The organism is Vibrio sp. TAP-3B, from assembly GCF_057784735.1.
The window spans coordinates 1,526,167-1,552,824 of sequence record NZ_CM173495.1 but is presented as its reverse complement, the minus strand read 5'-3'; the positions used below and the strand labels follow the sequence as shown (position 1 = coordinate 1,552,824).

The 26,658-nt window shown below is 45.5% G+C and carries 25 protein-coding genes; 21 read left to right on the top strand and 4 right to left on the bottom strand.

The window, feature by feature from the left end; all coding sequences use genetic code 11:
- The first annotated feature begins 60 nt into the window (after window positions 1–60).
- From tsf to AC3D28_RS07230, 20 genes are all read left to right on the top strand, one after another.
- The gene (gene tsf / locus AC3D28_RS07325) at window positions 61–906 is read left to right on the top strand and encodes a translation elongation factor Ts (RefSeq protein WP_488534388.1); all 846 of its coding nucleotides are present in this window, start codon (window positions 61–63) and stop codon (window positions 904–906) included.
- A 147-nt stretch (window positions 907–1,053) separates the two neighbouring features.
- On the top strand, window positions 1,054–1,785 hold the full coding sequence (pyrH, locus tag AC3D28_RS07320) for a UMP kinase (protein ID WP_098415036.1): 732 nt from the start codon (window positions 1,054–1,056) through the stop codon (window positions 1,783–1,785).
- Window positions 1,786–1,879: 94 nt separating this feature from the next.
- Window positions 1,880–2,437, top strand: a complete 558-nt coding sequence (gene frr, locus AC3D28_RS07315; RefSeq protein ID WP_098415037.1) for a ribosome recycling factor — start codon at window positions 1,880–1,882, stop codon at window positions 2,435–2,437.
- Window positions 2,438–2,533: 96 nt separating this feature from the next.
- Entirely contained in the window at window positions 2,534–3,289 is a 756-nt protein-coding gene (uppS, locus tag AC3D28_RS07310) for an undecaprenyl pyrophosphate synthase (RefSeq protein WP_098415038.1), read from the top strand.
- A gap of 12 nt (window positions 3,290–3,301) precedes the next feature.
- The gene (locus AC3D28_RS07305) at window positions 3,302–4,144 is read left to right on the top strand and encodes a phosphatidate cytidylyltransferase (protein WP_098415039.1); all 843 of its coding nucleotides are present in this window, start codon (window positions 3,302–3,304) and stop codon (window positions 4,142–4,144) included.
- A 55-nt stretch (window positions 4,145–4,199) separates the two neighbouring features.
- Entirely contained in the window at window positions 4,200–5,405 is a 1,206-nt protein-coding gene (ispC, locus tag AC3D28_RS07300) for a 1-deoxy-D-xylulose-5-phosphate reductoisomerase (protein WP_488534387.1), read from the top strand.
- Complete coding sequence (gene rseP / locus AC3D28_RS07295; protein WP_488534386.1) at window positions 5,405–6,763, top strand: sigma E protease regulator RseP; 1,359 nt, start codon at window positions 5,405–5,407, stop codon at window positions 6,761–6,763. The genes ispC and rseP overlap by 1 nt, the downstream gene beginning before the upstream one ends.
- Before the next feature lie 45 nt (window positions 6,764–6,808).
- Window positions 6,809–9,223: an outer membrane protein assembly factor BamA gene (gene bamA / locus AC3D28_RS07290; protein ID WP_488534385.1), complete on the top strand. Its 2,415-nt coding sequence runs from the start codon at window positions 6,809–6,811 to the stop codon at window positions 9,221–9,223.
- A gap of 13 nt (window positions 9,224–9,236) precedes the next feature.
- Window positions 9,237–9,746, top strand: coding sequence for an OmpH family outer membrane protein (locus tag AC3D28_RS07285; protein WP_179885631.1), 510 nt, complete (start codon window positions 9,237–9,239; stop codon window positions 9,744–9,746).
- 6 nt (window positions 9,747–9,752) lie between these two features.
- Window positions 9,753–10,784: a UDP-3-O-(3-hydroxymyristoyl)glucosamine N-acyltransferase gene (gene lpxD, locus AC3D28_RS07280; RefSeq protein WP_098415043.1), complete on the top strand. Its 1,032-nt coding sequence runs from the start codon at window positions 9,753–9,755 to the stop codon at window positions 10,782–10,784.
- Window positions 10,785–11,021: 237 nt separating this feature from the next.
- Complete coding sequence (gene fabZ, locus AC3D28_RS07275) at window positions 11,022–11,474, top strand: 3-hydroxyacyl-ACP dehydratase FabZ (RefSeq protein WP_488534384.1); 453 nt, start codon at window positions 11,022–11,024, stop codon at window positions 11,472–11,474.
- A 1-nt stretch (window position 11,475) separates the two neighbouring features.
- On the top strand, window positions 11,476–12,264 hold the full coding sequence (gene lpxA / locus AC3D28_RS07270) for an acyl-ACP--UDP-N-acetylglucosamine O-acyltransferase (protein WP_098415045.1): 789 nt from the start codon (window positions 11,476–11,478) through the stop codon (window positions 12,262–12,264).
- A 114-nt stretch (window positions 12,265–12,378) separates the two neighbouring features.
- Window positions 12,379–13,518 carry a lipid-A-disaccharide synthase gene (lpxB, locus tag AC3D28_RS07265; RefSeq protein ID WP_488534383.1) on the top strand — a complete coding sequence of 380 codons (1,140 nt, stop codon included), beginning with the start codon at window positions 12,379–12,381 and terminating at the stop codon, window positions 13,516–13,518.
- 9 nt (window positions 13,519–13,527) lie between these two features.
- Window positions 13,528–14,163, top strand: a complete 636-nt coding sequence (gene rnhB, locus AC3D28_RS07260; protein WP_488534382.1) for a ribonuclease HII — start codon at window positions 13,528–13,530, stop codon at window positions 14,161–14,163.
- Window positions 14,164–14,244: 81 nt separating this feature from the next.
- Complete coding sequence (gene dnaE / locus AC3D28_RS07255) at window positions 14,245–17,724, top strand: DNA polymerase III subunit alpha (protein ID WP_488534381.1); 3,480 nt, start codon at window positions 14,245–14,247, stop codon at window positions 17,722–17,724.
- Between the two features lie 47 nt (window positions 17,725–17,771).
- Window positions 17,772–18,731, top strand: a complete 960-nt coding sequence (gene accA, locus AC3D28_RS07250) for an acetyl-CoA carboxylase carboxyl transferase subunit alpha (RefSeq protein ID WP_488534380.1) — start codon at window positions 17,772–17,774, stop codon at window positions 18,729–18,731.
- Between the two features lie 76 nt (window positions 18,732–18,807).
- Entirely contained in the window at window positions 18,808–20,124 is a 1,317-nt protein-coding gene (tilS, locus tag AC3D28_RS07245) for a tRNA lysidine(34) synthetase TilS (protein ID WP_488534379.1), read from the top strand.
- 64 nt (window positions 20,125–20,188) lie between these two features.
- Window positions 20,189–20,503 carry a c-type cytochrome gene (locus tag AC3D28_RS07240; RefSeq protein ID WP_488534378.1) on the top strand — a complete coding sequence of 105 codons (315 nt, stop codon included), beginning with the start codon at window positions 20,189–20,191 and terminating at the stop codon, window positions 20,501–20,503.
- Window positions 20,504–20,688: 185 nt separating this feature from the next.
- Complete coding sequence (gene glnB / locus AC3D28_RS07235) at window positions 20,689–21,027, top strand: nitrogen regulatory protein P-II (RefSeq protein WP_005380372.1); 339 nt, start codon at window positions 20,689–20,691, stop codon at window positions 21,025–21,027.
- Window positions 21,028–21,227: 200 nt separating this feature from the next.
- On the top strand, window positions 21,228–22,073 hold the full coding sequence (locus AC3D28_RS07230) for an endonuclease/exonuclease/phosphatase family protein (protein ID WP_488534377.1): 846 nt from the start codon (window positions 21,228–21,230) through the stop codon (window positions 22,071–22,073).
- A gap of 11 nt (window positions 22,074–22,084) precedes the next feature.
- Here the strand turns inward: AC3D28_RS07230 and AC3D28_RS07225 are convergent, their stop codons facing one another.
- The 3 genes from AC3D28_RS07225 to gloB all read right to left on the bottom strand — a co-directional run bounded on the left by AC3D28_RS07225 (window position 22,085) and on the right by gloB (window position 25,365).
- Window positions 22,085–22,771: a YIP1 family protein gene (locus AC3D28_RS07225; protein WP_488534376.1), complete on the bottom strand. Its 687-nt coding sequence runs from the start codon at window positions 22,769–22,771 to the stop codon at window positions 22,085–22,087.
- Window positions 22,768–24,354 (bottom strand): lytic transglycosylase, encoded by a 1,587-nt coding sequence (locus AC3D28_RS07220; RefSeq protein WP_488534375.1) that lies wholly within the window; start codon window positions 24,352–24,354, stop codon window positions 22,768–22,770. The genes AC3D28_RS07225 and AC3D28_RS07220 overlap by 4 nt, the downstream gene beginning before the upstream one ends.
- 252 nt (window positions 24,355–24,606) lie before the next feature.
- Complete coding sequence (gene gloB / locus AC3D28_RS07215) at window positions 24,607–25,365, bottom strand: hydroxyacylglutathione hydrolase (protein ID WP_098415055.1); 759 nt, start codon at window positions 25,363–25,365, stop codon at window positions 24,607–24,609.
- A 37-nt stretch (window positions 25,366–25,402) separates the two neighbouring features.
- On the opposite strand from gloB, the gene AC3D28_RS07210 reads away from it, so the two are divergent.
- On the top strand, window positions 25,403–26,158 hold the full coding sequence (locus AC3D28_RS07210) for a class I SAM-dependent methyltransferase (protein ID WP_098415056.1): 756 nt from the start codon (window positions 25,403–25,405) through the stop codon (window positions 26,156–26,158).
- Here the strand turns inward: AC3D28_RS07210 and rnhA are convergent.
- Complete coding sequence (gene rnhA, locus AC3D28_RS07205; RefSeq protein ID WP_098415886.1) at window positions 26,155–26,619, bottom strand: ribonuclease HI; 465 nt, start codon at window positions 26,617–26,619, stop codon at window positions 26,155–26,157. The two genes, AC3D28_RS07210 and rnhA, sit on opposite strands and share 4 nt — an antisense overlap.
- Window positions 26,620–26,658 lie beyond the last annotated feature (39 nt).

Below are 26,658 nucleotides of genomic sequence, written 5' to 3'. Positions count from 1 at the left end.
GGGCCGACAATGTTAGGCCCCTGTTTTTTACCTTATTTCGAATCAAACGAGGAATAGAGAATGGCAACTGTAACTGCTGCTCTAGTTAAAGAACTTCGCGAGCGTACTGGCGCTGGCATGATGGAATGTAAGAAAGCGCTTGTAGAAGCAAACGCTGACATCGAACTAGCAATTGAAAACATGCGCAAATCGGGCGCAGCGAAAGCAGCGAAAAAAGCTGGTAACGTTGCAGCTGAAGGCGCAATCATCATCAAAGAAGAAAACGGCGTTGCTGCTCTTCTAGAAGTTAACTGTCAAACTGACTTCGTTGCTAAAGATGGTAACTTCACTGCATTCGCAAACAAAGTGGCTGAAGAAGCTCTAGCTTCTAAAGCTTCAGTAGAAGATCTACAAGCGAAATTTGAAGAAGAGCGTATCACTCTTGTTGCAAAGATCGGTGAGAACATCACTATCCGTCGCGTACAATACGTTCAAGGCTCTGCAATCGCTTCTTACCGTCATGGTGAGAAAATTGGTGTGGTTGTTGCTGGTGAAGGCGACGCAGAAACTCTTAAGCATGTTGCAATGCACGTTGCTGCTTCTAAGCCAGAGTTCGTTAACCCAGAAGACGTACCAGCTGACGTAGTAGAAAAAGAGAAAGCGGTTCAAGTTGAAATCGCAATGAACGAAGGCAAGCCTGCTGAAATCGCTGAGAAGATGGTCATCGGCCGCATGAAGAAATTCACTGGCGAGATCTCTCTGACAGGTCAAGCGTTCATCATGGAACCTAAGAAAACAGTAGGTGAAATGCTGAAAGAAAAAGGCGCTTCAGTTGCTACATTCGTTCGCCTAGAAGTAGGTGAAGGTATCGAGAAAGCTGAAGAAATGAGCTTCGCAGAAGAAGTTGCTGCAGCTCAAAAAGGTTAATCCTTAGAGACTGAGCAAAGATTAGACCGTAGCCAAGGCTACGGTCTTTTTATGAGAAGTGGAAGATTAGTCGTGATGAATAGCTATAAATTAATTTGTGCCTATTCATGACTGTTAATCAACAACTCTCTTTGGAAGGTAAACTCCATGACTACGAACCCTAAGCCAGCGTATCAACGTATTCTATTAAAATTAAGTGGTGAAGCTCTTCAAGGTGAAGATGGTTTTGGTATTGATCCTGCGGTCCTTGACCGTATGGCTCAAGAAGTTAAAGAACTGGTTGAACTGGGCGTTCAGGTTGGTGTAGTTATCGGTGGCGGTAACTTGTTCCGTGGTGCAGGTCTTGCAGAAGCAGGTATGAACCGCGTAGTAGGTGACCACATGGGTATGCTTGCAACAGTAATGAATGGCCTAGCTATGCGTGACGCGCTTCACCGTGCATACGTAAATGCTCGTGTGATGTCGGCTATTCCGCTAAAAGGCGTGTGTGACGACTATAATTGGGCTGATGCCATCCGTGAACTTCGCCAAGGCCGAGTCGTGATTTTCTCAGCAGGCACAGGTAACCCATTCTTCACAACGGATTCTGCTGCTTGTTTACGTGGTATTGAAATCGAAGCGGATGTTGTACTAAAAGCGACAAAAGTTGATGGCGTATTTACTGCAGACCCGGTAGCAAACCCAGACGCAGAGCTGTATGATAAGCTACCTTACGCAGAAGTTCTGGATAAAGAGCTGAAAGTAATGGATTTGGCCGCGTTTACGCTAGCTCGTGACCATAAAATGCCAATCCGCGTATTTAATATGAACAAGCCGGGCGCACTACGTCGCGTGGTTATGGGTGAAGTTGAAGGCACGCTAATCAGCGAACAAGCTTGATCTATAACGACACTGAAACGCTTTGAATGGCGTTTCGCTTTGCTCAATCCTTTTAGGCTTTCTTCAGGAAAGATGACATTTTTAAGGTGAAACTGTGATTAACGAAATCAAAAAAGACGCGCAAGAGCGCATGGATAAAAGCGTTGAAGCGCTTAAGAACAACCTTTCTAAAATTCGTACAGGTCGTGCACACCCAAGCCTACTATCCGGTATTTCTGTAGAATACTACGGTGCATCTACTCCTCTCAATCAAGTTGCAAACGTTATTGCTGAAGATGCACGTACACTTGCAATCACGGTTTTCGACAGAGAGCTAACGCCGAAAGTTGAAAAAGCGATCATGATGTCTGATCTTGGTCTAAACCCAATGTCTGCTGGTACGATTATCCGTGTCCCACTTCCGCCGCTCACAGAAGAGCGTCGTAAAGATCTTGTTAAGATTGTTCGTGGCGAAGCAGAGGGTGCTCGTGTTGCGGTACGTAATATCCGTCGCGATGCCAATGGCGATCTTAAAGGGCTTCTAAAAGATAAAGAAATCTCTGAAGATGAAGATCGTAAAGCACAAGACGAGATTCAAAAATTAACAGACGTTGCAGTGAAGAAAATCGATGAAGTTCTTACTGCCAAAGAAAAAGAGTTGATGGAAGTTTAATACTCCCACACACATCACTGTTGGAAAACGCTGTGCTCACAGCTCAGCGTTTTTTTGTGTTAGTCTATCCAACTGATGGAATTCAATTAACTTCCTATGCAAAATTCTCAAGCCTTCTCTGATTCTCTCCCTAAGCATATCGCCATCATTATGGACGGTAATGGCCGTTGGGCTAAGTCCAAAGGAAAACCTCGCGTATTTGGTCATAAAAAAGGCGTTAATGCGGTTCGCAAAACCGTGGCTGCTGCTTCAAAGCTTGGCATTAAAGCCATGACGTTGTTTGCTTTTAGTAGCGAAAACTGGCGTCGTCCGGAAGAAGAAGTGGGTCTTTTGATGGAACTGTTTATCTCAGTCTTGTCTAGTGAAGTAAAAAAACTACACAAAAATAACTTACGGTTACGCGTGATTGGCGACACCAGTCGATTTAGTGAGCGCCTGCAAAAAAAAATTGTAGATGCAGAAAAGCTTACAGCAGCTAACACGGGGATGGTAATTAACATTGCTGCCAATTATGGCGGTAAATGGGACATCACCGAGGCGGCAAAAACGCTAGCCCAAAAAGCGCGCAACGGTGAGATCCGTGTAGAAGATATCAATGAGCAGTTAATCACAAAGTATTTGACCATGGCAGACCTACCTGAGGTGGATCTTTTGATTCGCACCAGTGGGGAGTGTCGTATCAGCAACTTTATGTTGTGGCAAATGGCTTATGCTGAAATGTACTTTACACCAGAATATTGGCCTGAATTTGACGAAGATAGCTTAGTAGAAGCGGTCACTTGGTTTATTAATCGAGAGCGTCGTTTTGGCTGCACTGGTGAGCAAATAAAGGCATTGATGGCGGCTCAATAAGGACGAGTTAGTTTGAAACAGAGAATAATAACAGCACTAATTTTAGCTCCCTTGGTTATTTTAGGCATTTTTAAATTACCCCTAATGGGCTTTATTGCAGCTTTGACTGCGATCACACTATTAGGTTTTTGGGAGTGGACTCAGTTTACAGGAAGCAATTCTCGTATTGCTGCCCTTGTTCCGGCGGTCATTATCACCGGGCTTAGTTTCCTATATATTTCACCTGACGCGCACAGCCTTAACCATTTAACCACACCTCATTACGTTGTATTGGGACTCGGTTTTGTTTGGTGGATTGTCGCGAGTTTAATGGCGATTACTTATCCTAAAACCACCAAATCTTGGCAAAGTAATCGTATTTTACGACATATTTTTGGCTTTCTGACATTAGTTCCATTTCTTTGGAGTGTAATAATTCTCAGAGCTTATAACATTACGGTAGACCCATACCACGGCGCTAAACTGGTCTTATATGTTTGTTTCTTGGTATGGGCTGCAGACAGTGGTGCTTACTTTGCAGGGAAAAGCTTAGGTAAACGTAAGATGGCGCCCCATGTCAGCCCGAATAAAACCATTGAAGGGCTTATCGGCGGTATTATTGCGGCCTTAATCGTCGCTTGGGTGTTTGCCGATTGGTTCGACATTCACTTTACCAGTCCTTTTCATATGGTGCTGATTACGCTTATCACTGTTGTTATTTCAGTGTTAGGCGATCTGGTTGAAAGTATGTTTAAGCGAGTCTCTGGCATTAAGGACAGCAGTAACATTATTCCAGGACACGGCGGTGTGCTTGACCGAATCGATAGTCTCACCGCAGCATTCCCAGTTTTTGCTCTTCTTTATTACGTATTCTAATTTATCCGGAGCGACGCAGCATTATCGCTCCGGAGTTTTCTAACGGTCTTACAACATGCAAAAGTTAACGATTCTTGGCGCTACAGGCTCAATCGGATCAAGCACGCTTAAAGTGGTCGAACAAAACCCAGCGCTGTTTTCTGTAGTCGCATTAGCAGCAAGCACAAACGTTGAAAAGATGAGTGCACTCTGTCGAAAGTGGCAACCTAAATACGCAGTCATGGCGAATAAAGCCGCAGCGGTCGCTTTGCAGTCGGAGTTAAATTCTGTCTCGCCAAAAACTGAGGTGTTAGCTGGTACAGATGCGCTTTGTCATGTTGCTTCGTTGGAAGAAATCGACAGTGTAATGGCTGCGATAGTGGGCGCAGCGGGCTTATTACCCACGATGGCGGCGGTCAAGGCAGGTAAACGGATATTGTTAGCCAATAAAGAAGCGCTTGTGATGTCAGGCCAATTGTTTATCGATGCTGTTGAAGCGCATGGCGCAGAATTACTCCCCGTTGATAGTGAACACAATGCCATTTTTCAATGTCTGCCACAGCAAGTGCAAACGAGCCTTGGACGTTGTGACTTAGAAGAGCATGGCATTTCTAATATTCTACTTACCGGCTCTGGTGGACCATTCCGTTATACTGACATCGCTTCGCTTGAAAAGGTAACTCCTGCCCAAGCAATTGCTCATCCTAATTGGTCTATGGGCCCCAAGATTTCAGTCGACTCTGCGACCATGATGAACAAAGGTCTTGAATACATTGAAGCGAAGTGGCTATTTAATGCTACTCGTGACCAGCTTGAGGTGATCATTCATCCGCAGTCAGTGATCCACTCAATGGTACAATACCGTGATGGTTCTGTTTTAGCGCAAATGGGTGAGCCAGATATGGCCACACCGATCGCGCAGACCATGTCATACCCATCGCGAGTTGACGCAGGGGTAAAATCATTAGATTTCACCCAGGTGGGAGAACTGACGTTCTTGCAGCCTGACTTCGCCCGTTATCCATGCTTGAAACTAGCGATTGATGCGTGTTATGAAGGTCAGCATGCAACAACAGCACTGAATGCTTCAAATGAAGCGGCAGTTGATGCGTTTCTAAATAACCGCCTAGGCTTTACAGACATCGCTCGTATCAATGAGTCGGTGTTGAATAAAATCAGTGTAAGCTGCAAAGCTGAGAGTGTGAATAGCTTGGAAAGCTTGTTAGAGCTAGATAGAATGGCAAGAATTATCGCCCTAGAAACCATACGCGAGCGTAGCTAATGACGGGTATATTGTGGAATCTTATTTCTTTTATCGTAGCACTAGGCATTCTTGTTGCCGTGCACGAATTTGGTCACTTTTGGGTCGCTCGCCGTTGTGGCGTAAAAGTGGAAAAGTTTTCGATCGGTTTTGGCAAGTCTATCTGGAGTAAGGTCGGCAAAGACGGAACCGAATACAGCATCTCAATGATCCCGCTTGGCGGCTACGTCAAAATGGTTGATAGTCGCGTGGATGAGGTGCCTGAGCATGAGAAGCATCTAGCCTTCGATCAAAAGCCGCTCTGGAAGCGAACATCCATTGTTGCGGCTGGTCCTATTTTTAACTTTCTCTTCGCTATTTTTGCTTACTGGTTAGTCTTTCTGATTGGTGTACCAGCCGTTAAGCCAGTAATTGGTGATGTTACGCCCAATTCGATAGTTGCAGAAGCCGGAATTGAATCAGGGATGGAACTAAAAGCGATCGCAGGTATCAAAACTCCGGACTGGGAATCGGTTAATATGGGGTTGATTTCTCATATTGGTGATGACTCGATGACGGTAACACTAACGTCAGTGAATGAAGTCGGTTCAGAAGTGACTCGAACGCTCAATCTTCGCAATTGGAAGTTTGAACCAGAAACTGAATCGGCAATGCAGTCACTGGGTTTTGCGCCATATACCCCGGAAGTGTATCGAGTTATTGAACAGGTTACGCAGGATGGGGCCGCGGAAAAAGCGGGCGTTCTTCCAGGCGATGAGATTGTTGCCATTGATGGGCAAACTGTCACCCATTGGAAGCAAGTGGTTGAGGCTGTGCGCTCCAAACCCAATACGCCGATGGATCTCACGGTATTGCGTCAAGGTTATCAACAGACATTGACGCTAACGCCTGATAGCCGTGAGCTAGCTAACAAACAAGTAGTAGGCTTTGCGGGAATCGCTCCTGAAGTCGCAGAATGGCCAGAAAGTTATCGCTTCGAACTGCAGTTTGGTGTATTCGAGTCAATTGGCAAAGCGATTGATAAAACAGGGCAAGTGATTGGACTAACCGCCAGTATGCTTAAGAAACTGGTTGTCGGAGACGTTGGTCTAAATAATCTAAGCGGACCGATATCCATTGCCAAAGGTGCAGGGGCAACAGCAGACTATGGTCTGGTCTACTTTTTAGGTTTTCTCGCTTTAATCAGTGTTAACCTAGGTATTATTAATCTCGTTCCTCTACCAATGTTGGATGGTGGTCATTTATTGTTTTTTGCAATTGAAGCAATCATCCGACGTCCCGTTCCAGAAAAAGTACAGGAAATGGGGTTTAGAATTGGTGGTGCGATCATCTTCTCGCTCATGGCGTTAGCGCTATTTAATGATTTTACTCGTCTGTGATAGTTCAGAGACAAAAGCAGTAGCAAAGGAATAATTAGAACAAGTATGGCGATTAAGCGAATTCTATTTGCAAGTTTACTGGCAACCAGTGTATCTGCAAATGGAGCAGAGAACTTCGTAGTTCAAGATATTGAAATCGATGGATTACAGCGTGTGGCACTGGGTGCTGCGTTGTTGAAAATGCCTGTACGTATCGGTGATACCATTGGCCAAGGCGATGTGGCAGAGATTATCCGCGCATTGTATGCCTCTGGTAACTTTGAAGACGTCAAAGTTTTGCGTGACGGTGGTGTTCTGGTTGTTCAAGTAAAAGAACGCCCGACCATTGCAAGCATTTCATTTTCAGGTAACAAAGCAATTAAGGACGAGCAGCTACAAGAAAACCTGAACGCATCAGGCGTTCGTGAAGGTGAAGCGCTTGACCGGACTACGCTAAGCAACATTGAAAAAGGCTTAGAAGATTTTTACTACAGCGTGGGTAAGTACAATGCGACGGTAAAAGCCGTTGTGACACCATTACCACGTAGCCGTTCTGATCTGAAGTTTGTCTTTACTGAAGGTGTTTCAGCAAAAATTCAGCAAATTAACTTTATCGGAAACGAAGTTTTTTCAGATGATGAACTGCTGTCTCGTTTTAACTTAAATGTTGATGTGCCTTGGTGGAACTTTCTTTCTGATGAAAAATACCAGAAGCAAGTGCTCGCGGGTGATATTGAAGCACTGAAATCTTTCTATTTGGATCGTGGTTACTTGAAGTTTAACGTTGACTCAACACAAGTCGCCATTTCCCCTGACAAAAAAGGGGTTTACATTACTCTTGGTCTGGAAGAGGGCGAAGTCTTCACCGTTAAGGATGTGGCATTCCGTGGTGATTTGATTGATGAAGAAGGCTCGTTTGAAGAACTGGTTCCATTTGAAAGTAACGACATCTATAACGGTTCACTGGTTACGTCGATGGAAGAGGGGATTAAGCGTGTACTGGGTGAATCAGGCTATGCATACCCTCAAGTAAACACCATTCCAGAATTTGATGACGACACTAAAGAAGTCTCTTTGGTGGTTAACGTTGACCCTGGCAATCGAATTTATGTTCGCGACATTCGCTTTAATGGTAACAACTCGACTAAAGACGAAGTGCTTCGTCGCGAAATGCGCCAGATGGAAGGCAGTTGGTTAAACTCTAAATCGATTGAAACAGGTAAAACTCGTCTAAGCCGTCTCGGTTATTTTGAAAACGTTGAAGTACAAACCGTTCGAGTCCCAGGAAGTGATGACCAAGTTGACCTTGTTTACTCGGTGAAAGAGGCAAACTCGGGCAGTGTTAACTTTGGTGTCGGCTATGGTACAGAGTCGGGTGTCAGTTTCCAGGTCGGTCTACAGCAAGACAACTTTATTGGCAGTGGTAACCGTGTTGGTATCAATGCGATGATGAATGACTACCAGAAAAACATCAGTTTAGATTACCGTGACCCTTATTGGAATTTGGACGGGGTTAGCTTGGGTGGTAAGGTCTTCTACAATGAGTTCGAAGCAAAAGAAGCCAACATCGTTGACTATACTAACGAAAGTTATGGTGCCAGCTTAACTTGGGGTTTTCCATTTGATGAGTTGAACCGTTTTGAATTTGGTGTTGGCTACACACACAATAAAATCGGAAATCTTTCCCCCTACCTACAGGTGGAGCAGTTCTTGCAGGCGCAAGCAGACAATGTTGATTCCAGCGGTGCGTTGAACACGAACGATTTTGACCTCAATATTTCTTGGACGCGTAACAAATTAAACCGTGGCTACTTCCCTACTGCGGGTAACCACCAACGCGCCTTCTACAAAATGACGGTGCCTGGTTCTGACGTTCAATATTTCAAGATGCAGTATGATGTTCGTCAATACCTTCCACTCACAGAAAAACATGAGTTCACGCTCTTGTTCCGGGGTCGTTTAGGTTATGGTAACGGTTATGGGCAAACGGATGGCAATGATAATCTGTTCCCATTCTACGAAAACTACTACGCAGGTGGTTTTACCTCACTACGTGGTTTCGGCTCGAACTCTGTAGGCCCAAAAGCGGTGTACCGTGATAGTTCAGGGTCAAACAACGGTGCTGATACCGCAACCGATGACTCTGTTGGGGGCAACGCCGTGGCTTTAGCGAGTCTTGAGCTGATTGTCCCAACCCCATTCGCGTCAGATGAAGTTCAAAGTCAAATTCGGACCAGTATCTTCTTCGATATGGCAAGTGTTTGGGATACGGAGTTTGACTACCGCGACTCAGGTGCGGAATATGGTGATCGTTACTACGATGATTACTCAGATCCAACCAACTACCGCTCTTCTTATGGCGCGGCGTTGCAATGGATGTCTCCAATGGGGCCACTAGTTTTCTCACTAGCGAAACCAATTAAGAAATTTGATGGCGATGATGAAGAGTTCTTCACATTCACTATCGGTAGAACTTTCTAAAGAGGAAAATATTTTGAATAAAATGATTAAAGCGGCTGGGATTGGCCTTCTTGTACTTAGCTCTTCAATGTTTGCCAATGCGGCAGAGGCTGCGCAAAAAATTGCTTATGTAAACACCGCTCAAGTCTTCCAAGCTCTTCCTCAACGTGAAGTGGTTCTACAAAACATGCAGAAAGACTTCAAAGGCAAGGCTGACGAGCTGAAATCTATTCAAGCCCAAGCTAAAACCAAGATCGAAAAGCTACAACGTGATGGTGAGCTATTGGGTGAAGATGAAGTTGAACAGCTGCGTATTGAGATTGGCCAGTTAGACAGTAAGTATAAAATTAAAGCTAAAGCCTTAGAGCAGGCGTCTGCACGTCGCGAAGCTGAAGAAAAAGCAAAACTTTTCAAAACAATTCAAGACGCAGTGAAGAAAGTTGCGGATAAAAAAGGTTACGATCTAGTGATTGATATCTCTTCGCTTCAATATGGCAAGCCAGAATACAATATCTCTGAAGACGTAATTAAAGCTTTAAAATAAGACATTATGAAGACATTAACATTGGCCGAGTTGGCAACGATTACTGGGGGCGAACTGTTTGGCGATGACACACTAGTTGTTAGCCGTGTTTCCCCAATGGATAAAGCACAAGCAGGTGATGTGACCTTCTTGTCTAACCCAAAATACGCGAAACACCTGTCTGACTGTCAAGCGACAGTTGTGATGGTGAAGGCCGAGCACAAAGATAAGTGTGTAGGCCATGCTCTGGTGGTTGCTGATCCTTACGTTGCATTCGCTCGTGTTGTACAGGCGATGGATACCACGCCACAGCCAGCGGAAGACATCGCAACAAGTGCTGTCATTGCCGCAGATATAACAATGGGTAAAAACGTGGCAATCGGAGCAAATGCTGTGATTGAAACGGGTGTAGAGTTAGGCGACAACGTGATTGTTGGGGCTGGTTGCTTTGTCGGTAAAAATGCCAAGTTAGGAAACAATACCAAGCTGTGGGCTAATGTTACTATCTATCATGAAGTGTCCTTGGGTGATGATTGTCTGGTTCAATCTGGTGCAGTCATCGGCTCAGATGGTTTTGGCTATGCAAATGATAAAGGTGAGTGGATTAAGATCCCTCAGCTTGGCTCTGTACGTATCGGTAATCGCGTTGAAATCGGCGCATGTACTACAATCGATCGCGGCGCATTAGAAGACACTGTCATTGAAGATAACGTGATTCTTGATAACCAGCTTCAAATCGCGCATAACGTGCAGATCGGATATGGTACCGTGATGCCTGGTGGTACCATTGTTGCTGGCAGTACTAAAATAGGTAAGTACTGTCAGATCGGCGGCGCGTCCGTTTTAAATGGACACATTACTATTGCAGATGGTGTGGCGATTACCGGTATGAGCATGGTAATGCGCAGTATTGAAGAAAAAGGCCTTTACTCTTCAGGTATCCCATTACAAACGAACAGAGAGTGGCGTAAAACTGCAACTCGAGTTCACCGTATTGATGAGATGAACAAACGCCTGAAAGCAGTAGAAAAACAGCTGGAACAGAAAGAAGAAATCTAGGACGTGGTTATCTTTTGGGGTGCGTTTCGCGCCAAAGATAACACGCATTGGTTCCATTTTCTGTACAAAGACTCGCGAAATGCGGGTCTTTTTCTTCTATAATGACGTGCTATAAGTAGATTGACCACCAAGATGGTGTGTATTTTGCTAGAATGCGCCACAAAGCATTCTGGCTTTGCGACCTGTTGTCGCGTTTTTGCCATCTTGGCTGCAAAAAATTGATATAGGAAGACGACTTTGACTACTGAAAAGAAAACGATGAATATCTCTGAGATCCAAGAGTTACTACCTCATCGCTACCCATTCTTATTGATCGACCGAGTGATTGACTTCCAAGAAGAGCAGTACCTTCATGCCATTAAAAACGTGTCGGTTAACGAACCTCAGTTCACAGGTCATTTTCCTCAACTGCCAGTATTCCCTGGTGTTTTGATTTTGGAAGCTATGGCTCAGGCAACAGGCTTACTAGCATTTAAATCATTTGGTGCACCAACAGAAAACGAACTGTACTATTTTGCAAGTGTTGACGGTGCGAAATTTCGCAAACCAGTGGTTCCGGGCGATCAATTGGTGATAGAGGTAGAGTTCTTAAAAGAACGTCGCGGTATTGCTGCATTTAAAGGTGTAGCAAAAGTTGACGGTGAAGTGGTATGTTCTGCAGAACTGAAGTGTGCTCGTCGAGAGTTTTAATATGATTCATGAAACCGCTAAAATCCACCCGGCAGCGGTGGTAGAAGAAGGTGCCAAAATTGGCGCCAATGTGACAGTGGGCCCTTTCACGTACATCACCTCTACGGTTGAGATTGGTGAAGGTACAGAAGTCATGTCCCATGTTGTGATTAAAGGCCACACCACCATTGGTAAAGATAACCGTATTTTCCCACATGCTGTGGTTGGTGAAGAAAACCAAGACAAAAAATACGGTGGCGAACAGACAACCGTGGTTATTGGTGACCGCAATGTGATACGTGAGGCGGTTCAGGTTCACCGTGGCACTGTGCAAGATAAAGCCACCACTGTCATTGGCGATGACAACTTGCTGTGTGTGAACGCGCACATTGCACACGATGTTATTGTTGGCAACCACACGCATATAGGTAACAACGCCATTCTTGGTGGTCATGTGACAGTGGGTGACTATGCTGGTGTGATGGCTCTTTCTGCCATTCATCCGTTCTGTACCGTTGGCGCTTATGCTTACGTTGGTGGTTGTTCTGCTGTTGTACAAGATGTTCCAGCGTATGTGTTAGCGCAAGGCAACCACGCAACGCCATTTGGCCTGAACTTAGTCGGCTTGAAGCGCAATGGTTTTGAAAAACCTGAAATTCGTGCATTACAAAAAGCGTATAAAGAAATTTATCGTTCAGGTAAGACTTTAGAAGAAGTGAAACCCATTCTGGCTGAAATGGCTCAAGAGTGGTCTGCTGTGAAACGTTTCACTGACATTCTGGAAACAACGGAACGTGGCATTATTCGTTAATTCGCGAGTAAGCCAATAAAAACAAAAGATCGTGACCAAATTAAGGGTTGCGATCTTTTTGTGTTTTATGGATAAGGCAAACCTTTATCCATAGCGCACAGAGGCGAAGTAAGAATGGAAAGACCACTACGTATCGGCATCATTGCCGGAGAACTGTCTGGCGACACGCTAGGTGAAGGCTTTATCAAAGCCGTGAAAGAACAGTACCCAACCGCGGAGTTTGTCGGTATTGGTGGCCCGAAAATGATTGCCCAAGGATGTGAATCTCTTTTCGATATGGAAGAGCTCGCTGTGATGGGGTTGGTTGAGGTTCTAGGGCGTCTGCCGAGACTCTTGAAAGTGAAAGCAGAGTTAGTTAAATACTTTACACAAAATCCACCGGATGTTTTCGTTGGTATCGATGCTCCTGACTTCAACTTACGCTTGGAACTTGACCTTAAGCAGGCGGGCATTAAAACCGTTCATTACGTGAGCCCGTCAGTTTGGGCTTGGCGTCAAAAGCGCATCTTCAAAATTGAAGCGGCAACTAACCTCGTATTGGCTTTTCTGCCTTTTGAGAAAGCGTTCTATGACAAGTTTAACGTCCCTTGTGAATTTATTGGGCATACATTGGCAGACTCGATCCCACTCGAATCCGAGCAAGCACCTGCACGTGAACTGATCGGGTTGGAGCAAAATAAAAGATGGTTAGCAGTATTACCAGGCAGTCGTGGGAGCGAATTAAAAATGCTGTCAGAGCCATTTATTAAAACTTGTAAGCTGCTTCATCAAAAATTCCCCGATTTGGGCTTTGTCGTAGCGCTAGTTAATCAAAAACGCCGTGAACAGTTTGAACAAGCTTGGAAAGAGCATGCGCCAGAGTTGGATTTTAGATTAGTCGATGACACCGCACGCAACGTCATCACCGCTTCGGATGCCGTTATGCTAGCGTCCGGTACAGTGGCACTGGAATGTATGCTTCTTAAACGTCCGATGGTGGTTGGTTATCGTGTGAATGCATTTACCGCGTTTTTGGCTAAGCGCCTACTCAAAACTAAATATGTCTCACTGCCGAACATTCTCGCCGATGACGAGTTAGTGAAAGAGTTCCTGCAAGATGACTGCACGTCACACAATCTGTTTAACGAAGTCTCCCGTTTATTAGAAAGCAACAATAAACAGATGTTAGACAAGTTTAACGAAATGCATCATTGGATCCGTAAAAATGCGGATCAACAAGCCGCAAAAGCGGTATTAAAATTGATTGAGAAATAGAGAATTCCCATGCCTGCGAAAGCTAAAACGACCAAAGAAAAAGTTGAGCTCCCACCGTTTGAGTACCCACAAGGTTATCAACTTGTGGCGGGGGTCGACGAGGTTGGACGTGGCCCTTTGGTCGGTGATGTCGTCACCGCTGCCGTTATCCTTGATCCAAGCAATCCCATCGAAGGCTTGAATGACTCCAAAAAATTGACGGAGAAGAAGCGTATGGCGCTGCTTCCTGAAATCAAAGAAAAAGCGTTAGCTTGGTCTATTGGGCGTTGCTCTCCTGAAGAGATTGACCGACTAAATATTCTTCAAGCCACGATGGTAGCCATGCAGCGTGCGGTTTCTAGTTTAAATATTCCGCCAGATTTAGTTCTGATTGACGGCAATCGCTGTCCAGAACTGCCGATGGATGCTCAAGCGGTAGTCAAAGGCGATTTGCGTGTTGTTGAAATCAGCGCTGCTTCGATTATTGCCAAAGTCGTGCGAGATCAAGAAATGCAAGAATTGGATAAACAGCACCCACAATTTGGTTTTGCGAAGCACAAAGGTTATCCAACCAAAGCGCATTTTGAAGCGATTGAGCAACACGGCGTCATCAGCGAACATCGCAAGAGTTTCAAACCAGTAAAGAAAGCTTTAGGCATAGAATAACCAATGGAGACAATTGGAGTTATAAACCCAATCTCTTTAGGTTAGAATCCCCAACAAAATAGAGTCACACGGTACCTGTTAATGTCAGATCCCAAATTCATCCACCTGCGCGTTCATAGTGATTTCTCGATGGTGGATGGCCTCAACAAAGTTCCACCGATAGTTAAGAAAGTCGCTGAGCTCGGTATGCCTGCCATGGCGCTGACCGACTTTACCAACCTATGTGGTTTGGTGAAGTTTTACGGCACAGCACATAGCTGCGGTGTTAAGCCGATCATTGGTGCCGATTTTAAAATGCAATCGGATGAGTTCGGTGAAGAGCTGACACAAATAACGGTACTTGCAGCGGACAATGTGGGATATAAAAACCTTACGTTGCTGATCTCGAAAGCTTACTTACGCGGTCATATTCAGCATCACCCCGTGATCGATAAAACATGGCTAGCGGATATGTCCGAAGGCCTTATTATCTTGTCCGGAGGAAGAAGTGGTGAAATTGGCCGAGGGTTACTGAAAGGTAACCGACAGATAGTGCAAAACTGTGTCGACTTCTATAAACAGTATTTCCCAGACCGTTTCTATCTGGAGTTGCATCGTACTGGTCGTCCGGACGAAGAAACCTACCTTCATTTTGCTGTGGAGCTGGCAGAGCAGCAAGACTTGCCTGTTGTCGCAACAAATGAAGTGGTGTTTCTTAGTGAGGACCTTTTTGACGCACATGAAATTCGTGTCGCGATTCATGATGGCTACACGTTAGAAGACCCACGCAGACCAAAAAACTACAGCCCACAGCAATACCTTCGTACTGAAGAAGAAATGTGCGCGTTGTTTGCCGACATTCCTGAAGCATTAGAAAACAGTGTTGAGATTGCCAAGCGTTGTAACGTAACGGTTCGCTTAGACGAGTACTTCCTCCCAGCGTTTCCAACGGAAGGGATGAAAGAGACCGAATTCTTGGTCATGAAGTCTCGAGAAGGTCTAGAAGAACGTTTGAAATTTCTATTCCCTGATGAAGAGGAGCGAAAACGACATCGTCCTGGGTACGATGAGCGTTTGCAAATCGAACTTGACGTTATTAACCAAATGGGGTTCCCAGGTTACTTCCTGATCGTAATGGAGTTCATCCAGTGGTCTAAAGATAACGGAATTCCAGTCGGCCCAGGTCGTGGTTCGGGTGCTGGTTCTTTAGTGGCGTATGCGCTCAAAATCACAGACTTAGACCCGTTGGAATACGACCTGCTTTTCGAACGATTTTTGAACCCAGAACGTGTCTCGATGCCCGATTTTGATGTCGATTTCTGTATGGATAAGCGTGATCAAGTGATTGATCACGTAGCGGAAATGTATGGCCGTGATGCCGTGTCTCAGATCATCACGTTCGGTACGATGGCAGCGAAAGCGGTAATTCGTGACGTAGGCCGTGTACTTGGTCATCCATTTGGTTTTGTGGATCGTATTTCAAAGCTGATCCCACCCGATCCGGGTATGACGCTGGATAAAGCGTTTAAAGCTGAGCCTGCCTTACCAGAATTGTACGAAGCCGATGAGGAAGTGAAAGCGCTCATCGATATGTGTCATATTCTGGAAGGCTGTACGCGAAATGCTGGTAAACACGCTGGTGGTGTGGTTATTTCGCCGACGACAATTACCGATTTTGCGCCTATTTACGCTGACGCGGAAGGTCACTTCCCAGTCACGCAATTCGATAAGAATGACGTTGAAACCGCTGGCTTGGTTAAGTTTGACTTTTTGGGGCTGCGTACCTTAACTATCATTGACTGGGCGCTTGGTCTGATTAACCCCCGTCTAGAGCGAGAAGGTAAAGAGCCGGTTAGTATTGAGTCAATCCCGCTTAAAGACTCCGCCTCTTTCCGTGTGTTGCAAAAATCAGAAACAACCGCGGTGTTCCAGCTGGAATCGCGCGGTATGAAAGAGCTTATAAAGCGACTTCAGCCAGACTGTTTTGAAGATATTATCGCATTGGTGGCGCTTTTTCGTCCGGGCCCTTTGCAATCGGGGATGGTAGATAACTTTATCGACCGTAAACATGGCCGAGAAGCGGTCTCTTACCCAGATGAAAAATGGCAGCATGAGTCACTGAGAGAAACACTCGAACCAACCTATGGCATCATCCTGTATCAGGAGCAGGTTATGCAAATCGCACAGATCTTAGCAGGCTATACGCTAGGTGGTGCGGACATGTTGCGCCGTGCGATGGGTAAGAAAAAACCGGAAGAGATGGCCAAACAACGTGCTATTTTTGAAGAGGGAGCGATAAAGAACGGTATCGACGGCGAGTTGGCGATGAAAATCTTCGACTTGGTAGAGAAGTTCGCAGGTTACGGCTTTAACAAATCGCACTCCGCCGCTTATGCACTGGTGTCTTATCAGACGCTTTGGTTGAAAACGCATTATCCAGCTGAGTTTATGGCAGCGGTAATGACGGCTGACATGGATAATACCGAGAAAGTAGTTGGCTTGGTCGATGAGTGTTTCCGCATGAAGCTCACGATGTTACCACCAGACATCAACTCCGGATTATACCGCTTTAATGTTGATGAGAATGGCGCCATTGTTTACGGTATTGGTGCCATTAAAGGGGTCGGTGAAGGTCCAATCGACGCTATTCTTGAGGCAAGAAATAAAGGTGGTCACTTTAAAGACCTGTTTGATTTCTGTGCTCGTGTTGATCTGAAACGCGTCAATAAAAGAGTGATCGAAAAGCTGATTTACGCCGGTGCACTGGATAGATTGGGCCCGCACCGCGCAGCAATGATGGCTTCACTCAATGATGCAGTAAAGGCGGCAAGTCAGTATCACCAAGCAGAAGCCTTTGGTCAGACCGACATGTTTGGGGTGTTAACTGATGCACCAGAAGAAGTGGAACATAAGTACACGCAAGTTCCACCATGGCCAGAAAAAGTGTGGTTGGAAGGCGAGCGTGATACCCTAGGCTTATATTTGACTGGGCACCCAATTAACGCCTACGCGAAGGAACTTAACAAATACACCAGTTGTCGACTTAAAGACGCGACACCAACACGTCGTGATCAGTCTGTGACTGTGGCGGGGTTAGTAATCGCTGCGCGCGTAATGACCACCAAGCGTGGGACTCGCATTGGTCTCATGACGTTGGACGACCGAAGCGGTCGAATGGAAGTGATGTTGTTCTCAGATGCGCTCGATCGATACGCAGAACTTCTCGAAAAAGACAGAATTTTAGTGGTTTCTGGACAGGTCAGCTTTGATGATTTTAACGGTGGCCTTAAAATGTCGGCGCGTGAAGTTATGGATCTCGGCAGCGCGCGTGAAAAATACGCTCGTGGCTTGTCGGTATCGATAGATGCAACTCAAGTCGATGAGCAGTTTTTTGAGCGGTTTAGCGGTATTTTAGCACCGCACAAAGCCGGAACCGTACCCGTCAATGTATACTACCAGCGTGCCGACGCCAGAACGCGGTTAACATTGGGCACCGAGTGGCGAGTGACGCCAAGTGATAGATTACTCGACGATTTAAAACAGTTACTTGGCAACAGTCAGGTAGAACTCGAATTTAACTAAAAAATTCAGCGCAATGTGTTAGACGCTGAGTAAACAAGGATTCACAGATGAGCCTAAACTTTCTTGAATTTGAAAAGCCAATTGCAGAATTAGAAGCAAAAATTGAAGCGCTGCGTGATGTCTCTCGTCACGGTGGTGATTCTGCGATTGACCTGGATAAAGAAATCGAACAGCTTGAGAAGAAAAGCTTGGAGCTGAAGAAGAAAACCTTTAGCAGCTTAGGTGCATGGGAAACGGCTCAACTGGCTCGTCACCCTTTACGTCCCTACACATTGGACTACATTCAGCACGCTTTTGAAGAATTTGATGAACTAGCGGGTGACCGCGCGTTTGCCGATGATAAAGCGATTGTAGGTGGTATTGCGCGTCTTGAAGGCCGCCCAGTCATGATCATTGGTCACCAAAAGGGTCGTGAAACTAAAGAGAAAGTAAAACGTAACTTTGGTATGCCTAAACCAGAAGGTTACCGTAAAGCACTGCGTCTGATGCAAATGGCAGAGCGTTTCAAAATGCCAATCCTTACTTTCATCGACACGGCGGGCGCTTATCCTGGCGTTGGCGCTGAAGAGCGTGGTCAATCTGAAGCTATTGCGACAAACTTAAAAGTGATGTCTGGTCTTAAAGTACCTGTCATCTGTAATGTTGTGGGTGAAGGTGGTTCAGGCGGTGCATTAGCGATCGGTGTTGGTGATTATGTGAACATGCTCCAGTACTCAACTTACGCTGTTATTTCTCCAGAAGGTTGTGCTTCAATCTTATGGCGTGATTCAGATAAAGCCCCACAAGCAGCAGAAGCGATGGGCCTAACAGCCCCACGTCTAAAAGAACTTGAGCTGATTGATGAAATTATCGAGGAGCCACTGGGCGGTGCTCACCGTAACCACGTACAAATGGCCGCTAATATGAAAGCAACATTGCTTCGTCAATTGGAAGAATTGGAACAGTTTGACGAAGAAGCGCTGCGCGAACGTCGTTATGAACGTTTAATGAACTACGGTTACTGCTGATATCTCGCACGATAAAAGTTAAAATAGAAAGGGTTGGACAAGCGTCCAACCCTTTTTTGTATCTATCGGATCGCTTATGGAATTGCTTTATCAGCACTTTGCTCATGTGTTGGACACTTATCACCAACCGAATACTAAAATAGTATTAGCTTTCAGTGGCGGGGTCGATTCCCGTCTGCTGCTTGAGATGCTTAGTCGTTATCAGCAAGTTAACTCAGTAACTTGTCATGCCGTTTACGTACATCATGGTCTGAGTGCCAACGCTGACCATTGGGCAGAAAAATGTCAGTTATGGGCACAACAAGCGGCCATTCCTTACTCGGTTGAACGCGTCTATTTGGATATCACTCGTGGTGAGAGTATTGAGCTCATCGCCCGAGAAGCCCGTTATCAAGCGTTAACCAAATATGTGAATGAAGGCGATGTCGTATTAACAGGTCAGCATGCTGATGATCAGGTTGAAACTTTTTTGCTCGCACTTAAGCGGGGCAGTGGACCTAAAGGCTTATCCTCCATGGCGGAAAATATGTCTTTTGCTGGTGGTACTTTAGTACGTCCGTTGTTGTCTATTCGACGAGAGCAAATTGAATCTGCAGCTAAAGAACTAGGGCTTGAGTGGGTTGAGGATGAAAGCAACCAAGATACCCGCTACGACCGTAATTTTCTTCGTCATCGCATTGTCCCTACCTTATCTGAGCGTTGGCCGAGCATTCATCATTCTGTGCAGCGCTGTGCGAGTTTGTGTGCACAGCAAGAAGCTTTATTGGATGAGTTACTAGGCGCTATTTTTATGCGCGCTCTACAAGCTGATTTGAGCTTGAATATTGAAGAGTTATCATCCCACAGTGAGCTTGCTCGAGCACGTTTGATCCGCATGTGGTTAGCAAAACTCAAGGTGAACATGCCGACGCAGGCTCAACTTAGTCTAATTTGGAATGAGGTTGCACTGGCGCAGCAAGATGCCAACCCCAAGCTAAAGTTAAAACAAGGTGAGATCCGACGCTTTCAACGTCGTTTGTATTGGATTACTGACATCGCGGATGTGACACATTGGCAACGTACTATCCAAATCGACAAGCCCCTGAGCCTCCCAGAGTCTTTGGGTCAGGTGACGTTGAGTACGGCGTCGGCTCATCCAACCATCGCCTTACCAGCACAACCCGAAGAGTTGAGCATTACATTTAATCCTGAAGGGCTTTCGGCCCATCCGACAACCCGTAGTCATAGCCGAAAGCTAAAAAAACTCTTTCAAGAGTATGGTGTGCCAAGCTGGTTGCGCCGCCAAACGCCAATTCTAATGTATCAGGATCAGGTCGTTGCTGTCGCCGACTTGCTTGTTGAGCAAGCTTTTAGTGGCCAAGACTGTGAACTCATTTGGCGCAAGTCGTTGTAATTAATGCCACAATATCGGTATTAAATAAAAAGATTAACTCAAATAACAAGAATTAGGTGAAGCAATGAAGAAAATAGAGATGGGCGTGATAATGGCGTTAAGCATGTTGAGCGGGCAAGCCTTTGCGGGAGGGAATGTTGAGGTAGGTCAAGCCAAAGCTGGCGTTTGTGCGGCGTGTCATGGCGCCGATGGCATCGCAACCATTCCCGCTTACCCAAACTTGAAAGGGCAAAATGAGCAGTACATTATCAGTTCAATCAAAGCGTATAAAAATAAAGAGCGAAATGGCGGGCTGGCTGCGGTAATGCAGGCGCAAGCCTCGCTTCTTTCTGATGAAGACATCGAAAATTTAGCCGCCTACTACTCGAGTTTGAAGTAATTGGGGAAAGTGCTTTTGCGGCTAGGTCTTCCATATATAATGTCGGAGAAGACTCTGGCTTTGCTTTATCCGCATCATTACCCCTTCTTAAAGCGGATTTGAGCTGGTGGGTCAGAGACAAATATTGAATGTTATGAAGCGCTAAACGATAATAAGTGCAATCGATTAAAGCTTAAGGGATGAACATGAAAAAAATTGAAGCGATTATCAAGCCATTTAAACTGGATGATGTTCGAGAAGCACTGGCTGAAGTTGGCATCACAGGGATGACTGTCTCTGAAGTGAAAGGCTTTGGTCGTCAAAAAGGTCATACAGAACTGTACCGCGGTGCTGAGTACATGGTGGACTTTCTTCCTAAAGTGAAGTTAGAAATCGTCGTAACTGAAGACGTGGCGGATAAATGTGTGGAAACCATCATTGAAACAGCTCAAACCGGTAAGATTGGTGATGGTAAGATTTTTGTCACGGATATTGAGCGTGTGGTTCGTATCCGTACAGGTGAAGAAGACGAAGACGCGATTTAATATTTCATTATAAAGGGTCTCATATTACTATGCTAAAGGGAGCCAAGAGGCTCCTTTTTTGTTTTAGCCTCTATACCCGCACAACCCGGAAAGAATCGACTATTACGCTTTGTTGTTTTCCTTGCAATCGAAACAGTGAAAGTACGCAGACAAGAGCCTCTTAAAGTCATTTGGGTATATAAACTGGATTCAGGTGTCGTATGTTTAAGCGTGTTGTCCTAGCTGTAGCTTTTCTCATCATGGTTGTGTTAGTTAGCTTTCAAGTGATTTTTACCGTTCCAGAGCAGCCGCAGATCATTACTCAAACCGGTTCGAAAATCACCCAAGAGATTCGATGTATTGAATTTGGTGGCTCAAAAGCACTGGATAATGGTGGTGAACTCAATGTGCTGGTTTGGAATATTTACAAACAAAATCGCAATAATTGGCAACGCGAGCTTGATGAGTTTTCGGCTAACAAACAACTGCTATTACTGCAAGAAGCCAGCATGACTCAAACCTTTAAGCAGTGGTTAGTCGAGGGTGACTGGGTGAGTAATCAAGTTAGTGCGTTTAAAGCATTAGGAAGTGGCGTTGGTGTGATTAGCATCGGGCAGGAGCAACCAGAAAAAGCGTGTGCTTATACGTCGAAAGAGCCGTGGTTACGCTTACCCAAGTCCGCCTTGTACAGCCGATACTATTTGAGCAATGGGGAGCGTCTTGCCGTCATCAATGTGCATGCCATCAACTTTACGGTTGGGATGCAAGAGTACGTGTCGCAATTAACCTTACTAGAGATGCTCTTAAAAAATCATACCGGACCAGTTTTGTTTGCCGGAGACTTCAACAGTTGGAGTGAGTCCCGAGTCGATGCGATGAGCAAGGTTTTAAAAGCGGCAAGCTTGAAAGAAGTGACTTTTTCTCCGGACCATCGCACCCAATTTATTACTGGATTACCATTGGATCATGTGTTTTACCGAGGACTTACTCTTAAATACGCGAAAGCGCCGCAGAGCGACGCTTCCGATCATAATCCACTGTTGATGTCGTTTGATTTAGGTAACTGAAGCCGGTTGGGTTACATCACGACAAGGTACAGCGCCCAAATTACGTAAAAGACAACCCATGGTAAACTTGCAATAACTAAAGCTTGCCCTCGTTCAAACTCTGTCCAAGTTAACACCACACCGTAGCCAAGTACAATGTACCAAGGCAGAAGCAGAGGTAATGAACTGGCAAAGTGAGACCAATCGTTGGTCAGTGGCAACTTTAATAAACCATTAAGACTGTTCAGATCCGCCGCGTAAGTCATGACCTCGCCGTGTTTCAATAGCAAACTAGCATAGCTTGCAATGTCTCCTAACACGGCAGGAAACAAAACCGCACACGATGCGGCAAACCACTTCCAGTAACCGTATGGCTGTTTACTTGCTTTAGTTGCTAAAAAGAACCAAAGCGCAAGCAACAGTAAGGTGGCAAAGCGGTTGAATACATCATTGATGATCGCACTTGCCATCAGAGTGTTGGGTTCTAATAGCTCAATCTGCTTCGGGTCGATTTGCTGAAACTGCACGGCAAGTTGGTCACTAAGCCACGTGAAATCGACATTCGAAAAGTAAGCGCCCCAGAATAAAAACGGACTAAGCATCAAGAAGATGAACGGTTGCCACCCCCAAGCGCCACGCTGATACAACGCAAGAAAACAAGACGTTGGAGAACGGAAAATATCCAATAACATTACAAGTGGATTACTTGATGGGCTCATACACTCACCTTCGTTACGTCAACGTATAATTTAAGTTTTTGACCTGGTTGTAGGTATTTGCTCTTTTGTAGCGCGTTCCATTTCACGATGTCGTTTGTTTTGACTTTAAACTTGCTGGCAATGCCACTGATCGTATCGCCGGAGCGAACGTTGTAAAACACCGTGCGAATGACCGCACCTTGGTCTGCGTTCTTCCAAATCACCAGTTTTTGACCAACGCGCAATGGATCTTTTGGACCCATGCCGTTCCATTTCGCCAGAGACTTGTATGATACTTTGTTATCATGCGCGATTGACCACAAACTTTCCCCAGACTGAACCGAGTGGGTTAGCTTGAATTGACCTCGAGCTCGAGATTGGGTTTTGTTCAAACGGTTCTGAGCGCTTAAAGCGTACTTAGAGTCGTCTTTCGTTGACGTTGGGATCAACAGATACTGGCCAATGCGAATGTTATCGTTGGCAAGGCCATTTGCACGCCGAATGACTTTCGTGGTTGTACCATATTGGTTAGCCAGCACACTCAGAGAATCGCCAGATTTTACCTTGTAGCGAGCCACTTTCATTCCTTTGCCGCGGTTTTTTTCCACTTTGGCTAGGAACACATCTTTTTTCTTAATCGGGATCAAAAGTTGATGCGGGCCTTCTGGAGCCGTAGACCATTGATTGTAAGCTGGGTTATAGCTTTGTAGCTCTTTAACTCCAATGCCAGCGTAATCCGCTGCAATCGCTAGGTCTAATTGTTCTTTAGGATCAACAAGAGCAAGGACAGGCTTGTTCGGAATCGCTGGAATATTAAGCCCGTATTTATCTTGGTTTGCGATGACATCTGCCAACGCCAGAAGTTTAGGCACGTAGCTGCTGGTCTCTTTTGGTAAATCCAAAGAGAAGAAGTCGATAGGCTTGCCTAGCTTTCTATTTTTACGGATAGCACTGGAAACACGGCCGCCGCCACTATTGTACGCAGCAATGGCGTGTTCCCAGCTGCCATCAAAGCGCTGATTCAGTCTAACGAGGTAATCCAGCGCCGCATCGGTAGCCGCTGCCACATCTCGGCGTCCGTCATACCAGTAGTTTTGCTCAAGCCCCATCATTTTTCCGGTGCCAGGAACAAACTGCCATAAACCCGCAGCACTGCCATGTGAGTATGCAAAGGCATCGAATGAGCTTTCAACCACAGGAAGTAGAGCTAACTCCATTGGCAGCCCGCGTTCTTCTATACGTTCTGTGATCATATAGAGAAAAGGGGTAGCACGTTTCGACACCGTATAAAGGTGGTTTGGGTGCTTTAAATACCACGTGCGGTAATAGTCCACTTTTTTGTTGTTAGGGATGTCCATTTCAAGCTGCATAGCGATACGTTGCCACACATCTTCCTGTTCCTGAGGAGAGAGAGCTTTTGGTGTATCCCCAGCCGTCTTTTTTGCTAGGGATGGTTTGCTTTTTGATTGAGCGGTAGCTGCATTTTGGTTTGCAGTTTGCTCGGACTTGTTGGTTTCTGGTGTAGAAGACGTTGTTGAGTCTGACTGAGTCAATTGACAGCCAGATAATAATAACGCCAACGCCCAGGTATACTTCAAACGCATGGATTCAGCCTATTTAGGGCCTGTTTATCTTCACCTGCCTGTCGCGCAATACAAATTACGTGGCAGTCGCAAGATAATAGACATCTTTAAACACTAAGTAATAAATAGAGGTGAGAGCTTCTAAGTTACGCACTAGGGGGAACTTAAAATAGATTCATATCAACCCCAAAGTAAGAGAAGCGCCAGTGGCGCTTCTCGAAAAATCAGCCCATGATAATACTGGGGTCTGGTAAACTTACAAGCAGAAAATGGTTAAAACTCGTTCTTCCACTCACGTAAAGCAGTAAAAACCGAGCATGGATCGCTGTTTTTAATGCGGTTCGCAACGGACTTAACGACCTCTGGGTTGGTAGAGCGTAAGAACGGATTAATCCACTTTTCTTTGCGTATTGTTGTCGGAAGCGTTGGAATATTGAGCGCTCGAAGCCTGTTGACATCATCACGATACTGGCGAAGTTGTTCATTGTCTGGCTCGACCGCTAAAGCGAAAGCGACGTTGCTGGCAGTGTATTCGTGAGCGCAAAAGACTTGCGTTTCTTCTGGTAGGGACGCGAGTTTACTTAACGATTCAAACATCTGCTCTGACGAACCTTCGAAAATACGTCCACAGCCTGCAGAAAACAGGACATCACCACAAAATAGTTTACCATCACCGACATAACCAATGTGGCCTAAGGTGTGACCTGGTAACCCCAGCACCAAGAAGATCTCACCAAACAGTTCTAGCTTGTCTCCTTCTTCCATTGGTGTCGTAAGGGTTGGAATTGGTTCTGTTTTGGGGCCGACAACGGTTACGTTTGGAAACGCACGGACTAAATCTGGAACCCCACCAATGTGATCGTTGTGGTGGTGTGTGATCAAGATTGCTTCTAAAGTTAACTCGTTAGCCTGCAAGTATTCTAACACTGGCTTAGCATCGCCCGGGTCAACCACCGCGCAACGTTTATCGCTATTTTGTATCAGCCAGATGTAATTATCATTAAATGCGGGTATGCTTTTGATCTCTAACACGATTCGTTCTCCGTCACCCATTTTAGTCAGGTGGTTAATGAAACCAGCACTCAGCAACAAAACTATACCACACCCGTCGAGTTGGTCAGTAATGAACAACGGTCCGTGGGTACTTGAGTCAATCCAGACCCGACTTGACGAGTGGTGGCCGAAATTCTTCGGTTACCATATGCTCAAGCTGGGCGGGTTGAGCTGTGAGCTAACCAGCTGTAATTGTAACATTCAACACCAAGTCAACGTAGATATCCAGAACCCGTTGCATAATGTGATTGCAGATGGTTATGAATTGCCCTTTTTGGAAAAAAGCTTTGATGTGGTGGTGTTCACTCATCAGCTTGACTACGCAAGAGATCCACACCGTTTGCTGCGAGAAGTAGACAGAGTCATGATGGATGATGGCTATTTGATCATCACGGGCTTTAACCCGTTCAGCTTGACGGGGTTAGCGAGTTTGTTCCCTTGGCGTAAACACAATGTGCCTTGGTGTGGACGAATGTTTACATCTAATCGCATTAAAGACTGGTTAGGGCTGCTCAATTATGAAGTCATTCACTGCGATCGTTATGCGCTGTTTCCGATGAAGCGTTACCGGACAATGTGGACTTGGTTAGAAAACAGTTTAGGTCACTGGGCATCGCCAGCAGGAAGCTTGTATTATATCGTGGCGCGTAAAAGAACATACCCTCTCAAACCGATTAAACCTCATTGGCGTTTGAAGAAAAAACTCTCACCACTGGGAGTAATGAATCGAGAGGGTAGTGCAGTAAGGAAGGTATCGAACGAGAAAAGTTAGGAAGGCTGGTAACCTTTGTCTTCTTCAGTCGGGTTCTCGGCCGCGGTACGGGCGAGTTCGTCACAGATTTCGTTTTCTCTGTGGCCAGCGTGACCTTTTACCCAGTGCCATTCTACTTTGTGGCGTGCGGTTTCTTTATCTAGTGCTTGCCATAAATCCGCATTTTTCACTGATTTTTTGCCCGCCGTTTTCCAACCACGCTTTTTCCAGTTGTGAATCCACTGTGTAATACCTTGGCGCACATATTGACTGTCCGTGGTTAATGTTACTTGGCAAGGTTCTTTTAACGTTTGAAGTGCTACGACGGCTGCTAACATTTCCATACGGTTGTTGGTAGTCAGCGTATAGCCTTTAGAAAGCGTCTTTTCTACCCCTTTGTAACGCAAGACGATGCCGTAACCACCAGGTCCAGGATTGCCTAAACAAGAACCGTCAGTGAAAATCTCAACGTGTTTGGTCATATTTTTGGTACTATTAGCCGAAACATTTAATAAAGCATA

Bases quoted from the DNA above. Each gene is read 5' to 3' on its own strand.
- AC3D28_RS07240 (WP_488534378.1), top strand. From the start codon at position 20,189: ATGAAGAAAATAGAGATGGGCGTGATAATGGCGTTAAGCATGTTGAGC.
- lpxB (WP_488534383.1), top strand. From the start codon at position 12,379: ATGGAAAGACCACTACGTATCGGCATCATTGCCGGAGAACTGTCTGGC.
- accA (WP_488534380.1), top strand. From the start codon at position 17,772: ATGAGCCTAAACTTTCTTGAATTTGAAAAGCCAATTGCAGAATTAGAA.
- rseP (WP_488534386.1), top strand. From the start codon at position 5,405: ATGACGGGTATATTGTGGAATCTTATTTCTTTTATCGTAGCACTAGGC.
- tsf (WP_488534388.1), top strand. From the start codon at position 61: ATGGCAACTGTAACTGCTGCTCTAGTTAAAGAACTTCGCGAGCGTACT.
- rnhA (WP_098415886.1), bottom strand. From the start codon at position 26,619: ATGACCAAACACGTTGAGATTTTCACTGACGGTTCTTGTTTAGGCAAT.
- lpxA (WP_098415045.1), top strand. From the start codon at position 11,476: ATGATTCATGAAACCGCTAAAATCCACCCGGCAGCGGTGGTAGAAGAA.
- tilS (WP_488534379.1), top strand. From the start codon at position 18,808: ATGGAATTGCTTTATCAGCACTTTGCTCATGTGTTGGACACTTATCAC.
- uppS (WP_098415038.1), top strand. From the start codon at position 2,534: ATGCAAAATTCTCAAGCCTTCTCTGATTCTCTCCCTAAGCATATCGCC.
- AC3D28_RS07225 (WP_488534376.1), bottom strand. From the start codon at position 22,771: ATGAGCCCATCAAGTAATCCACTTGTAATGTTATTGGATATTTTCCGT.
- ispC (WP_488534387.1), top strand. From the start codon at position 4,200: ATGCAAAAGTTAACGATTCTTGGCGCTACAGGCTCAATCGGATCAAGC.
- AC3D28_RS07230 (WP_488534377.1), top strand. From the start codon at position 21,228: ATGTTTAAGCGTGTTGTCCTAGCTGTAGCTTTTCTCATCATGGTTGTG.
- dnaE (WP_488534381.1), top strand. From the start codon at position 14,245: ATGTCAGATCCCAAATTCATCCACCTGCGCGTTCATAGTGATTTCTCG.
- bamA (WP_488534385.1), top strand. From the start codon at position 6,809: ATGGCGATTAAGCGAATTCTATTTGCAAGTTTACTGGCAACCAGTGTA.
- rnhB (WP_488534382.1), top strand. From the start codon at position 13,528: ATGCCTGCGAAAGCTAAAACGACCAAAGAAAAAGTTGAGCTCCCACCG.
- AC3D28_RS07210 (WP_098415056.1), top strand. From the start codon at position 25,403: ATGAAACCAGCACTCAGCAACAAAACTATACCACACCCGTCGAGTTGG.
- AC3D28_RS07220 (WP_488534375.1), bottom strand. From the start codon at position 24,354: ATGCGTTTGAAGTATACCTGGGCGTTGGCGTTATTATTATCTGGCTGT.
- lpxD (WP_098415043.1), top strand. From the start codon at position 9,753: ATGAAGACATTAACATTGGCCGAGTTGGCAACGATTACTGGGGGCGAA.
- pyrH (WP_098415036.1), top strand. From the start codon at position 1,054: ATGACTACGAACCCTAAGCCAGCGTATCAACGTATTCTATTAAAATTA.
- glnB (WP_005380372.1), top strand. From the start codon at position 20,689: ATGAAAAAAATTGAAGCGATTATCAAGCCATTTAAACTGGATGATGTT.